Annotated in this window: 13 protein-coding genes; 7 read left to right on the forward strand and 6 right to left on the reverse strand. The window is 33.0% G+C overall.

The genetic code is table 11. The annotated features are described in order from the left end of the window. Window positions 1-149: 149 nt before the first annotated feature. The 6 genes from FAY33_RS18200 to FAY33_RS18225 form a co-directional block, all read right to left on the reverse strand. On the reverse strand, window positions 150-881 hold the full coding sequence (locus FAY33_RS18200; protein ID WP_185967703.1) for an ORF6C domain-containing protein: 732 nt from the start codon (window positions 879-881) through the stop codon (window positions 150-152). A 273-nt stretch (window positions 882-1,154) separates the two neighbouring features. Then, complete coding sequence (locus FAY33_RS18205) at window positions 1,155-1,343, reverse strand: hypothetical protein (RefSeq protein WP_143322694.1); 189 nt, start codon at window positions 1,341-1,343, stop codon at window positions 1,155-1,157. 109 nt (window positions 1,344-1,452) lie between these two features. Next, a complete protein-coding gene (locus FAY33_RS18210; RefSeq protein ID WP_143322696.1) occupies window positions 1,453-1,632 on the reverse strand; it encodes a M42 family metallopeptidase in 180 nt (59 codons plus the stop codon). 67 nt (window positions 1,633-1,699) lie between these two features. Next, window positions 1,700-2,419, reverse strand: coding sequence for a phage antirepressor N-terminal domain-containing protein (locus FAY33_RS18215; protein ID WP_143322698.1), 720 nt, complete (start codon window positions 2,417-2,419; stop codon window positions 1,700-1,702). Window positions 2,420-3,349: 930 nt separating this feature from the next. Further along, window positions 3,350-3,556 (reverse strand): helix-turn-helix transcriptional regulator, encoded by a 207-nt coding sequence (locus FAY33_RS18220; protein WP_243126830.1) that lies wholly within the window; start codon window positions 3,554-3,556, stop codon window positions 3,350-3,352. Between the two features lie 485 nt (window positions 3,557-4,041). Beyond that, complete coding sequence (locus FAY33_RS18225) at window positions 4,042-4,230, reverse strand: hypothetical protein (RefSeq protein WP_143322700.1); 189 nt, start codon at window positions 4,228-4,230, stop codon at window positions 4,042-4,044. Window positions 4,231-4,443: 213 nt separating this feature from the next. Between FAY33_RS18225 and FAY33_RS18230 the strand changes: the two genes are divergently transcribed. The 7 genes from FAY33_RS18230 (at window position 4,444) to FAY33_RS18260 (ending at window position 12,801) form a co-directional block, all read left to right on the forward strand. Next, window positions 4,444-4,734 (forward strand): helix-turn-helix transcriptional regulator, encoded by a 291-nt coding sequence (locus FAY33_RS18230; protein ID WP_143322702.1) that lies wholly within the window; start codon window positions 4,444-4,446, stop codon window positions 4,732-4,734. A gap of 1,465 nt (window positions 4,735-6,199) precedes the next feature. Continuing rightward, on the forward strand, window positions 6,200-6,475 hold the full coding sequence (locus FAY33_RS18235) for a hypothetical protein (protein WP_143322704.1): 276 nt from the start codon (window positions 6,200-6,202) through the stop codon (window positions 6,473-6,475). Window positions 6,476-6,532: 57 nt separating this feature from the next. Continuing rightward, a complete protein-coding gene (locus tag FAY33_RS18240; protein WP_347562721.1) occupies window positions 6,533-7,336 on the forward strand; it encodes a BRO family protein in 804 nt (267 codons plus the stop codon). A gap of 298 nt (window positions 7,337-7,634) precedes the next feature. Then, the gene (locus FAY33_RS18245) at window positions 7,635-8,483 is read left to right on the forward strand and encodes a hypothetical protein (RefSeq protein ID WP_143322708.1); all 849 of its coding nucleotides are present in this window, start codon (window positions 7,635-7,637) and stop codon (window positions 8,481-8,483) included. A 385-nt stretch (window positions 8,484-8,868) separates the two neighbouring features. Further along, on the forward strand, window positions 8,869-9,231 hold the full coding sequence (locus FAY33_RS18250; protein WP_143322710.1) for a hypothetical protein: 363 nt from the start codon (window positions 8,869-8,871) through the stop codon (window positions 9,229-9,231). A 38-nt stretch (window positions 9,232-9,269) separates the two neighbouring features. Then, window positions 9,270-11,855: a hypothetical protein gene (locus tag FAY33_RS18255; protein ID WP_243126831.1), complete on the forward strand. Its 2,586-nt coding sequence runs from the start codon at window positions 9,270-9,272 to the stop codon at window positions 11,853-11,855. A gap of 322 nt (window positions 11,856-12,177) precedes the next feature. After that, entirely contained in the window at window positions 12,178-12,801 is a 624-nt protein-coding gene (locus FAY33_RS18260; RefSeq protein ID WP_143322715.1) for a hypothetical protein, read from the forward strand. Window positions 12,802-13,164 lie beyond the last annotated feature (363 nt).

Genomic DNA, 13,164 nt, shown 5'->3' on the forward strand with positions numbered 1-13,164 from the left:
ACATATTTCATATTTGCAATTTCATTTGCAATATTCTTTCCCTTACACATATCTACGCCTTCCCATCAAAGAATAGTTTGCTTGTTATTTTTAAAGAAATAGGCTCATATCCTTTGACAGATACAAGCCCTCGTTGCTATGGTTAAATATTAATCATATTTCCATTCATTTATATACTGCATTGCTTTATCAAAATCCTTAGGGTGTAAATCCTTATAGCTACTTCCACAATGGAATGTAGACTTTAAACCATTCCATAAATTAATCATGTAACTTCTAGCTTCTCTTTTGTACTGCTGGCTATGTGCTCCACCTAAAAGGTAGTTGACCCTCTTTCTAGCAGCTTCATGAATTCTTTCTTGCTGCCTGGTTGATAATGTCATATTATCAATAACGCTTTCCAACTGCTCCTCAATACTATTAATTTGAGCAAACATACAAGGAAAATTCTTTTTGGCATCTGTAAGAAAAGCATTTAATTCATTCGTGTTGATAGGATAATTTTCATTAAAATCCTGTACCACTTCTTGAAATTTGAAATAGGTCTTTACTAAATCTCTTTGTACTTTCCATGCTAAATCGTCCGTAAAAGACTTCACCAAGAGCAAGTAACCGCTTTCAGTTAATAAAACTACCTCAATATAAGGGTTACCTTTTAACGGCTCATCATTGGGTACGATTTTCGTACTCAACTCTTTTCTGGTCACTAAAAAATAATCTTCATTAAGTACAAGATGTTTTTTATTTTCTCCAAAGTTACGCTTCGCCGTTCCTTCTGGCCTTTCATGTACCTGGTCGATATCTTTAAGAGTTATTACTCTCTGACCATTCCATGTTTTAATCTGTAAATCGCTGTTGCCAACTTTTACGATCTCTTCCATTCTATTATGTCCTTTCATATTTTTATGTTAATAGCGTTATATATGGGTTTTATCGCCATACCTGCACGCACACTATTAAGAGCATTTCAGCCCTATTACGTCAATCGTTCTGGTAGATCAACCTTATATGTAATTGTCAGGGTGCAATTTTGTAAGGGTTTACCGATTGACTTAATCTAAAGAATTGATATAATAGAAGTAAGTCAACGTGTTTAGCGTTTGGCGGTCATGAATGGCGGTTTCTGTTCTTTGGTCGGAGTAGAACCGCTATTCTTATTTCTTGTTATCCTGTTGAGAAATTTTGTAAGAAATCTCTTTCTTAATTTGAATATTCCCACTTGCAAATCCTTCCATCAATGCCTCTATTGCTTCATTGATTTTAAAGCCTTGCTCCTTACAAGCAGTTTTGAATTCTTCTTGTATTACTTCTTCAACAGGAGTCGCAAAAGTTTTTCTTGCCATTGCTATATCTCCTTTACATTTATTATTCTACTACCATAATACTAATTTGTCAATTAGTTTTTTGCAAATTATTTATTTTTTGTTTGTGGATAAAATGGATATTTGCTTGTTATCTTTCCCAGTAATAGCCGTTGCCATCCTCTAAGGTAATTTGCACCCCGTATTCGTTAGATTGGATATCTGCAACCTTGTTCATGTCTATAGTATCCATATTGGTACCGCTAATTCTTCCAAGGAAAAAGGCACCTATGACAAGTGCCGTCGATACTGCTAATTGTAATTTCTTCATATTATAGAAACCTCCTGTTTTATAATAAAAATGGATCTGCAACTTTTGACGGTTACAAATCCTCGTTTTATCCAACAAATTCCCATGCTGGAATAAATTCTTTTACTGCTTTAAAATCTTTTGGATTTAAGTCATGATAACTGCCGGAACAATCAAATTTTCTTTTAACAGCTCCCCATAGATTCTGGAAGTATAATTTATGGTATCGCTTGTATTCCTTTGTAGATTTACCTCCAAGCAGAAAACAAATTCTTTCCTTTGCAAGATTGTATAATGCGTTCTGCTGTGCTTTGTTAATGGTCGAGTTGTCAATCAATTCTTGTACGTTACCGGTTAATTTATCGACTTTCTGCTCTAGGCTAACTACTTTTCCTTCAAGCCCTAACATTTCATGAAATGCAGTCTTTTGATCGTCTGTTTCGTAAAAAGCCTTGTGGAGAACGTCCGCAGCCTCTAATTGATATTTAAGAAGGTTTGTAACTGCAATAGGATTCTTCTTTTGCATTGCTGGCGTAAGATTAATTTGTGCCAACCACATGGGAACAAACTTTTCTGAAAGGACTACAATTTCCCTGACCTGCGTGTCAAATTTGACACTCAGCTTTTCAAAGCCATTTTTGAATAGCAAAGCCGTCTGAATCTTCTTCACTTCTGTTCTTGATTGATTTTCATTTAATCCAATGTCAATACAAGCTTTCTTGATGGCTAACCAAACTTTTCCATCGCCTGTCTTTACTCCTAAGAGCGACTTCCCATTAAAGGGAATTTCTTTTACATTTGATTCCATTGAATATTTATTCCTCCTTATGAATAATTTTATTATCTTTATCAGATAGCCACACAAACGAAAATAGAATTTTTCAAGGGATATGACTAATTATAGAAGTTTGCCGTATGTCCTGTTTGAGCAGTGGTTAGGATTCTTCTATAGCGTCTCACGTTTGCTTCATTGTTTTCGTCTGCATGATAAATGATAAATCGGTTATTCCGTACAGTTTGGATTGCCTATAACAAATAGGACTTTGTTATCCCGTTCTCTGTGTCTGCCTATTTCTTCATAGGCTTGTGATTCCGTTCAAATTTGATCCAGTCTCAACCTCTGGAAGCAACTTAATAACGTCCTGCCTAGCGTCTTGTGGTTTCTCCCTGCTATCCAGTAACTATTTGTTTTCTGATATAGCGTGCACATATTTCATACGCTGCGGATTTATCAGCTACATTTCTATGTAATTTACCTTGATATCCTATTCTATAACCCACATATGATGTGTTTTTACGGTTGCCAGAATCGTATAATGATACGGTTTTCCGCTTCAGTGAGTGGCGTTCTGGTCTGACACCTGTTACCTTTTACTATCACAAGGTGTTACATAAATTTGTAACTGCTCGATTGTCAAAGTACGCTATAGCCGTGAGGCCTATCCGTCACATGCTCTGCGGACGTTTCAATATTGGTTATGTGAGCCGTTCTAGGTGTAACCAGTTTCAACACTGGTATTTTTCTGTTTTGGGATTTTTCATTGACTTGAACCAAAGAAATGGTTATAATAGAATGTATCAATGGCAAGTAAAATTGTCTTGAACCCTTGACTGGCTGATACTTTTGACGGAGTGTGCAGCCAGTCTTTTATTTTACTTACTTCCCTTAACTTGATATTAGTATATCATGTCTAAAAGGGAATGTCAATCGTTTTCGATTAATTGTTTTATATTTTTTTCAATCTTTTTCGATTGTTACAATGTCGGAAATCTGACAGTTAAATAATTCGCATATTTCAAGAAGATTTTTCATTGAGATATATTCGTTACGATTCATTTTTCCGATTGTGTTTGAACTGCATTTAATTGCACGTTGTAAATCTGCTTTTGTCATATTATTTTCAACTAGCAGATGCCATAATTTTTTATAACTGACAGTTGCCACATTAACACCACCTTGTTATAGAATGTTCTTATTATATCAAAAAAGTAACATTTTTGCTACACTCTATTATAACCACTTATTTGGTTGTCAATGTGCCTTTATAATAGGAAACTAACTGCCAGAATTGACAGCCTACAAGAAATGTGTTAATATATGTACTTGATTAGAGTATACACATTTCATGTGTGTTCCTTTGGGATAGGTAGAGAGATTAACTCCCTACCCGTTGGTGATTAACTTATGTATTCCAGATACTCGGATTCAGTCGCAAATAGTTGGTAGCTATTATTTACTAAACCCATGTAACCGGAGGATACCAAGTAGCCTTTTGGCATTTCCATCACCTCCCATTATGTAATTGGAAGAGTCTGACAGTTGGTAGCTGTTGGACTCTTTTCCGTTTAAAGGGGCAAGTATCATCACTTGTTAAATGCCCTTGTGAGAATTGCACCCACTCCCATGATACGCTATGGGCAAGGCTTGAGTTAAGGCATGATATTTAAATATGGTTGGATATCAATCGTATCAGAGATATCAGACAATTTGGAACATAATACGTTTTGGATTTCTTCTTCGATGTCTACTGGAAATACAAGTGACTCAAATACCTCTGTACACTTCTTTATAATTTCGTCTTGGATCGCTTGTGGTAACTGACACACATATATTGACATTGTAAAACCTCCTTATATCAACTGGTTTATGTTTCGTGTTTTTTAACTTGATATGAGTATAGCATATATATCTGCTATTTACAAGTATTAATTGATATTTATGAGGTATAAAAGTTACCAATTATATCAGATACATCTTGTATAATTTGCACATATCTTTTATAATTGAGATATGATACATTTAAGGACTGCCCATGAAAGGATATAATAATAATGATATATACCAATACAAAAAATATATTTGTTAATATAAGACAGATCATGATTGCCAAGGACTTAAAAATAAAGGATATTGCCGATAGGCTATGTAAGTCACAGAGTGCCGTAAGCTCCCTATTTGCTCAGTCTAATATATCTCTTGACGCATTAAACGAGATATGCCAGGCTATTGATTGCCAGTTAGATATAAACATAGTACCAAAGGATAATGAAACCAATACAAATGGTATGAGCGATGTAACGTCAATGAGTATAGCGCAAAAGTTTATTAAATATGATAATTAATCATAGTCACAAGAAAAACAGTACAAACGTTCGATTCCATGTACCCTATAATAATCCAAACATATGTTCGTGTCAAGGGATAATTGGAAACATTTCGCAAATTATTTTGGTAAAATATGGGTCAATATCGTGTTACTACTATGACTAATGTAAAAGTATATCGATTGGTTAATTGACATGTCATGAGACACCTTTATTTTGCGTTGTAGTGGATTTAAATTGATTGAGGTAGATTTAATGGAGGTAGATGTTTAAAGGGTATATGGGGCAATATGGACGTTGTGTGAGGGATTATGAGATGATGATAATAGATTCAAACAATAATGATAAATTAAAATTCTAACGCGCTTATATTCTTGTGTACTAACAAACTAGTATACTAGTTATAAGTGAATGACCATTCACTTAACGCAATTTTAGGCGAACACCAACAGATAAAATCAATTGTTTTACAATGTATTTGTCCAGATCACCGGATCATATACCACTGTTCATTTTTTGATAATCACCATATTTTTGAAATATATCTCATTTCATTGCAAAACAAACTTTTACACAATTATATGTATTGTCTGATATATTCATTTTATCTTTAAACAGTTTTGTTTATTTGTCATAGTGCACAATTTTTCAACGATTCAGTTGTGCACATTTTTCAAAAAAACTTCAGTAAACTAAACTTCCACGAAGTTATTTTATACCAGTGCAAGCATATGGTAATTATTACACACATACACCATCATTTCGCCATGATATATTGTGCATTATTGTATTGCCTGGGTAGGGGGTATATTTACATCTTGAGACTGATTATATGTGTCGGAATACCCCATATCTGTTCCACTCACACATCAAGTTAAAATTTCAAACTCTAAAATCACCATTTTTACCACATTATTGTATTCATTTCAAGAAACAATTCTGACAATTATTTTTTGTTCAATTTATTCTATGTAATTCTAACTTTTGAACATTTCATCATTTACCCAATTTAAATTGTATATTATTCTTACACAATTAACTAAAACTACCGCATCCTAGTTCGATACCTCGTTCGACAGAATATAGCAATTATAAGCGTTACAAAGTTTTCTGACAATTTAAAATCAATCATTTTACCCAACCAACACCACTCAAACCCTTATAACATAGGCACTTAATCGAACGACCCTATGTTTTTACAAATTCCAACTTCCAAACAATTCAATTTTTATACCACAAATCTCCTGTAATCCTTATCTGGTAAGCATTTCTTCTATATAATGCAATAAAAATTTTACCACTCATCGAACCCCCATTTTTATCATGAATATATTTCCATGAATAATTGTTTCATATGATAGAAAAATATTTATTAAAAAGATTATCCAAACTAGTTGACTTTATTTTTATTATATGCTATTATTCAGTCATGCTTTTTAAAAGGATTATCCAAACCACAAACAAAATAAAAAGGAGATTAGAGATGTTATTACAATCATTAGCAAAATTAATTGTTACACCTGGTACAAATTCAACAAATATTATCCCACTATCTAAAATCAAGATATCACCTGCAATGTTGTCACACCCACCTAAGCCATACAAGATAGCTCAGAGGTACACCTACTACTTACATAACCAGCAATTTCAGTCACCAATAATTTTGGATCAGAATTACAACCTGCTTGATGGATACATTACATATTTAATTGCTAAGATGATGGGACACAAAACTGTAACTGTAAAATTTGCAAAATAAAAGGAGGATACCACTATTAACAATCTACAACTAATTACCACAGAGAAATTCGGAGACATTGAATGTAATTTCTACAAAGGGAACAACGATGAAGTTTTACTTACCAGAGAACAGATAGGTACTGCACTGGAATATGCAAATCCAGATGATGCATTGAGCAAGGTACACAATAGGCACAAAAACAGGTTAGATCCACTTTCAGTACTAGACAGATTGGCGAGTACTGACGGAAAGTTTTATGAAACAAGATTATACACTTACCGTGGGATCATGGAAATATGCCGTTGGAGTAATAAGCCTAAAGCAGATCAGTTTATGGACTGGTGCTGGGATATTGTAGAAAAATACCGTAATGGAGAATTGATTGCTGACAATTCCACCATAATTAAAGCAATCACATCATTAGCAGAAACATTGGCCACATTATCCAATACAGTAAGTGCTATGCAACAAGACATCTCAGAGGTAAAACAATCACAAAAGAGTAAATCAATAGCAGGCACTAAATATCCAAGTACATGGTACAAGAGAATGAAACCAAAGTATGAATTATTAATGGATTACTTCGACTGTTCCAGAAAAGAGCTATATTCTAGCATCTATAAGGAATTAGAAGATACATATGGAATTGACCTAAATCAGATTTGGGAAGATTACTGTTACGATAATCGCCTATGTAAAGATGAATGTTATCCAATGGATGCTATTGAACATAACCAGAGACTTAGAGAAGCAACTACTCTCCTTATTGATACAGCACTTATAACTCATGGATTACAGACAGAAGAAGAAATCAAGAATTTTAAGAGGAAGACTTTATTTGATGCACCAATAAAAAGAAAAGAGGTATTAGCACAATGAGATATTACTGTTCTAAAGAACAATATCAAAGAAAAATTATCTCCCGATTCATCTCTATGCAATAGAGTGAATGTTAGATAGTTATATATTGTTATTATTATATATTGTTATTAACTGACAACTGGGTACCTGAAACCATACCCTACACTCTACACGATGGTAAAGTCATGAGGTACCTAGCTGTCACCCCGGAGGGAGAAAGGAGCTGCACATTAAGATATTTTTACCTGAGAAATTATCTCGTTCACCAACCATAACAGATTATGAATTACTTGTGTATTGTTATTTAAAAGTGTTGATGCCTATAGCTGAAATGGAGCATTATCACATTACTATAGACTCTCTTCTATTTGCAATATATCACAATAAGTGTGTTGGCTTAAAAATCCGTAAAAATGTATATTCAGCAATAAATTCTCTATTAGAAAATAAGTGCGTCGACGGAGAAAAAATATCCAAAGATTCATTCGTTCTCAACTATCGCTCATTGAACGTGGATACGGCTAAAGAAAAGTATGTAGTTCTTGAAATAGCTGAAATGAGAAGGATTATGGAATCTCAATACAAAAATAAACTTCAAGTGTTTAAATATTACATATTTTTAATGGATTCAATAAACAGTAAAATAAACGTTTTCCTTGAAAGTGGAAAATCTAAGGGTAATATAATTGGACAACAAACCCAAGAGCAATTATCTTCTGTCTCAGGATTATCAACTAGAACAATTATAAGATACAATGCCATACTTGAAGAGTTAAATGTTATTTATGTTTGTAGATCCGATGATTTTGCTATTGACGAGAAAGGGATACTGTCTCAGTTTCCTAACGTATATGGTAGATATATAGATCGGGAGTATATACAAAAATATGCGCAAGATTATAAACTATATAAAAAAGGCTATAAGCAAGTGCAGAAAAAGAAAGGCGAAACCAACGATAATAGAAAACTTGCTCAGAAATACTATTGGCTAAGCCGAGGACATCAATATTCAGATGATGAAATTTCAAGAATTTATGATTATGTAATACAGAACAACAAGAAATATGAGTCTCTATATAACAAAGAAGGAAATGAAGATTATTTGAACAAGATCAAGGATTTATCGGTATTTGATAATTATGACTTTTTAGAAAGGAAGGAATAACTATGAATACAAAACTCAGAACATATAAAAATAAAAGGAGAATTAAATATTGGAGAAAACCAACAACGTAACTACTATCCCCTCACGTCCAACCCGTGAAGAATATCATACATATTATGCAGGAGTAATCAGTATAAGTGATTTCGCCACTCATAAACCGAATATATACCGTGATTGGAACAATTATAGTCAGAAACCATTAATCACAAGAGATTATTCCTACTAAAATACAATGTGCCGTATAACGCACGTACTGCCACTTTGCTGACGTTTTAATTTTTAGCTTTACAATTTACCACGTAACTATAAACAATGCCCGTATGGGCTTAATAAACACGTTATAAAAGAGATTATCTAAACTAATATGACTGAGAGGATTTTAAAAATGATAAAACAAAAAATAAGATATGAAAATGAGGGAACTACAATTTCGTTCGTAAATGTAATCGACTACGAAGGTGCTACCTACGACATAGTGGCTACATACATCCCCGTAGATAATAAAAAAGACAGATTTACTATAATGTTGGAACTACGCAGAAAAATTGATACACCGTTTGAAAAAGATCAGGAGTTTAAACACTTAATTGACACACAAGAAATATCAAGTAGTAGCGTTTCGATTGAAAATGATATCCGCCTAATTGTCGGTAAGCTACTAAATACAAGTGTAATCATTAAGCATGTCACGGTATTTGCTGATGGATTATATGAAATGATTGAACTAATGGAAAAGGTGCTGGATTAACAACCGGGAGGGACTGAATAATAAATAATCAATATACATTGGCAAAGATACCAATTAAAAAAATCGTAGAAAATGATTGTGATATTAATTTTGAAAAAGAAGAAGAGATAAGATATTTAATCAAGCAAAGCGATTCATTATTATTTGACCAATTAGAGATATTAAGAGGAAAATTTTCTGTTCATATTCCGGAATTGATTCTTGTGCTTGCGAAAAAGAATCCAAAACAGGAAGAGCAACTTAAATCGTTGTTGCTAAATGGTTTTACATATAATGGAGTAAAATATGTTAGATTTGGAAAATCTGCTTCACAGGGGAAAGATGGAATTACTGCTTTTGTAGATGAAAAGATATTTAATGAATTATATGTGATAACTCAAATGGATATTGAAATTGATGAATGTGTAATTTCAAAATATGAGGCCCAAAGGTGTCTGCCATTCAGCTCTTGCACCTTAATAAAAGACTATATCCCCAACATCGTAATAATTGATGAATACGAAAAGGTGATAAAAAATCAATATATACGATATGTCGTTAATAAGAAACGTGAAATTACAGATAAAGTATCTGGCGAAAAAAAATTTGTAAATGTCAGAGAAATTGAAGAAGGCCATCATGACATTAAACTATCCCCATTTGACGGTTGCGGCTGCCATGAAAGAGGTTTCTCTGAAAAGGTTCAATCTGGATTAGGACTTGACTATTTGCCAGTTGGTAGTCAAGTAAGACTTCCATTTATGAAGGGGTATTCGGTTTACGTCCCCTTTAAAGAAATGTTCAAAGAAATGAATATCCATAAAATAAAAGATGTTTATGGAAATTGGCACGATGTCCGTGACATAGATTGTATTTGGAATACTAGCATGTTCAAAGGGCATAAAATTTTCAAAGAAAAATATGGCAACGACGCTTGGAATAAATATATTGAAACATTAAACAAGTATCAGTTTAAACTTGGAATTAGCAAATACAGCCATCACATGAAAGATATTAATGTAAAAGCAAGGCTTAATTTTCAATATTTACAGTGTCTCGACCTATGGAACGACTCCTACATAAAAAGTTTTCATGAAAAGGGAGAAAAGTATGATATTTTGTCACCCGAAAACAAAGGAAAGATTATCAGTATTGCAGAATATACAACTGACCTATTTGAGAAAATTATATGTGGAGATAAATTTTACACATATAAATTCATGGGTATCAATGATACAGATGGATATGAGCCAGAAAGCAATTATTTAAAAGCTGCATTGCTCAATGATGTAATGTTAAAAGACCCAGCTATCAAGCAGTTCATTTATAGAAAACTCAAAAAATATATTAGAGAAGCCAAATTGGGGAAAATATATGCAGATGGGTTTTATCATACAGTTGTCGGAGACATGGTTGGATATATACAATATGCTGCTGGTATGGAACCTATGGGGTGCTTAAAAGAAAAGGAGTTTTATTGTGACACTATCGGCAACGGAAAGACTTTGTCGTTTCGTTCTCCTCTAGTAGATCCATCTGAAGTCAATGATGTAAATATTGTATGTAACGATTTGACTAAAAAATGGTTCTCTCATTTTAAAGACCAAGATGTTGTTATGCTCAATATGTATGATTTAAGTTTGCCACAACAAGGGGGGATGGATGAAGACGGGGATGCAGTTTTTCTTTGTAATGAGCCTACTGTGGTTTCTTCAAAAATTAATAAACCGATTATTATTGACATTGAAGACAAGACAACAGCAAAGATCAAACCATATACAAAGGAAAATCTAGTTGATTATGAATTGGCAACAAGGGATTCCAGAATTGGAGAAATTACAAATGCGGCCACCAGTATCGAAAATAAATACACGACGAATGAAGATGTCAAAAAGTATTATGATGACATATCTTCTCTTCTGCGTGTTATTCAAGGCAAAGAAATTGATAGTATAAAAACAGGAGTGCGCTGGCAGATGACCTCTGGGATAAGAAAACACTTAAAACAGCTACCGTGGTTTCTACTTTATAATTATCCAAATAAGTTAAAGACGTACGAGAAACTGAAACATAGGAATCGCTCCGTAGAATTACCGGAGGATAAGGTTAAATTAAATGCCTATAGATCTCCATCTCCAATGAATGAACTCTGTGAATACATAAATGCGTGGGAAAAGAAAAAACTGATTTGGGATAATTCCTCTATTGACACTCGTTGCCTTATTATCAATAATAATATGCAATTAAATAATAAAAAAGTTATAAAGGAAGTCCGACATTTAATTAACCAATTCGGGATTGAGTTCCGTGAACTGATGAAATTAAAAGAATTTGATAATACCGAAACAGACTGTATTGATATTCTGATAGAGGAATATAAAGACAAATTAAACAATATACCTGGAGTTTTAGATGAAGAAGAACTTGCCAACTATGTGATTAAAGTCTCGTATCTTAACAATTCAGTTTGTAAACACTTGGCTTGGTTTGGATATGGAGAATACATTATTGATAATTTAAAGAATAATTCTCCGGCAAATAAACAGGTTTCAATAAAAGAAACTCCATATAAGACAAGCGACTCTTACGAATATCTCGGTAAATATTATATTTTTGAGGAGGGAAACGCAAATATACGACAGTAATGAAATGTATCTCTATGAGATACTTGATGAATACAAAGAAGCAAACAAGATAGAAAAGCAGGATATTTTAAAGTCATTCTGTTCTTCTATATGGTCATGTAATAACAAACGGAGAGTTTTTAACAGAGACATTAAATTCTCCGTTGATTCAAAATATATAGACACAGAAATAGGTCAGATTTTTAATTCATGGTCGTCTGTTCCATATATAACATATAGGTCTATGACAAAAGAATTAGACTATGCCAGCCTTATTAGGCAAAAGATCAATAACCTGTATAGTATTATGTGTGATAAAGACGTGTGCCAAAGAAAAGATTATATGAAATTAATTAAAACACCAAAAACATTATATTTCAGATGGCTAAAGGGAGAAAAATATGAACCACAATTCCTAAATGAAACAATTAATGAGGCAATGGAAATGGCTGAAAATCTAAAAAATAAGTATCAAATGGAAAAATTGAATTTATCCTGGGAGGAATATAAAAAATTAATTGAAAAATATTTCCGAAAAATCTTTGATAATTGTATTTGTCTTGATGATTATGAGGACAAAACTAAAATCACGATTCAGACCGAAGCATGGCACGAGGATAACTTTTACATAAGTTATTTCTGCAAAACTCTTGATGGATATATGAGAAATTATCAAAAAGAATACTATGGACTGTACGTAGCAGGAAGCAAGGATAATTATATCTTGAAAAGATGCTCTAAGTGTGGATCACTATTTAATCAAAAAAACAACAATCAAAAACTCTGCAAAAAATGCTCTACTTACTCTCCTATCGGCACAAAAATAATTAAATGTGTTGATTGTGGCAAAGATGTTGAGATTGATGGGATTGTAAAAAATAAGAAAAGATGTGATATTTGCCAAGAGAAATATAATAGAGAGAGGAATCGTTTAAGAGTGGAAAAGTATAGAAATAAAAGAATGTAATGTTTTTTATTTTAAAGTAAAAATCGCTGTAATCCTTATACAATAAGGGTTTGAAGCTATTTTATTCCCTTTATATATACAATATAGGAAGAGCAAACACATAAGAAAATGTCGTCAATTGGCTTGATTCCAAAATGAGTTAATTGACGACTTTATAGTATAATCACAAGGTCGGAAATGGTTCCCGACGCACTCCATAAGGAGTACCTGAGATGATGGATACACCGCCCATCTGCGATTATGTAATGTCGGTATAGAGACTTTAAACCTATTCCACAGGAAAGGAAAATCCTACACCAATAAAATTCCCGTTTACTTGGATTTAAAACAAACAGAGAGCATCGCTTTCTCTGGCGATTAATA

Source organism: Clostridium sp. HBUAS56010 (assembly GCF_007115105.1).
In the GTDB taxonomy this organism is placed as follows: Bacteria; Bacillota; Clostridia; order Lachnospirales; family Lachnospiraceae; genus Lacrimispora.

Excerpts from the sequence above, each read along its gene's own strand:
- FAY33_RS18225 (WP_143322700.1), bottom strand. The coding sequence starts at position 4,230 with ATGTCAATATATGTGTGTCAGTTACCACAAGCGATCCAAGACGAAATT.
- FAY33_RS18205 (WP_143322694.1), bottom strand. The coding sequence starts at position 1,343 with ATGGCAAGAAAAACTTTTGCGACTCCTGTTGAAGAAGTAATACAAGAA.
- FAY33_RS18235 (WP_143322704.1), top strand. The coding sequence starts at position 6,200 with ATGTTATTACAATCATTAGCAAAATTAATTGTTACACCTGGTACAAAT.
- FAY33_RS18200 (WP_185967703.1), bottom strand. The coding sequence starts at position 881 with ATGGAAGAGATCGTAAAAGTTGGCAACAGCGATTTACAGATTAAAACA.
- FAY33_RS18250 (WP_143322710.1), top strand. The coding sequence starts at position 8,869 with ATGATAAAACAAAAAATAAGATATGAAAATGAGGGAACTACAATTTCG.
- FAY33_RS18260 (WP_143322715.1), top strand. The coding sequence starts at position 12,178 with ATGAAATTAATTAAAACACCAAAAACATTATATTTCAGATGGCTAAAG.
- FAY33_RS18245 (WP_143322708.1), top strand. The coding sequence starts at position 7,635 with ATGCCTATAGCTGAAATGGAGCATTATCACATTACTATAGACTCTCTT.
- FAY33_RS18210 (WP_143322696.1), bottom strand. The coding sequence starts at position 1,632 with ATGAAGAAATTACAATTAGCAGTATCGACGGCACTTGTCATAGGTGCC.
- FAY33_RS18230 (WP_143322702.1), top strand. The coding sequence starts at position 4,444 with ATGATATATACCAATACAAAAAATATATTTGTTAATATAAGACAGATC.
- FAY33_RS18215 (WP_143322698.1), bottom strand. The coding sequence starts at position 2,419 with ATGGAATCAAATGTAAAAGAAATTCCCTTTAATGGGAAGTCGCTCTTA.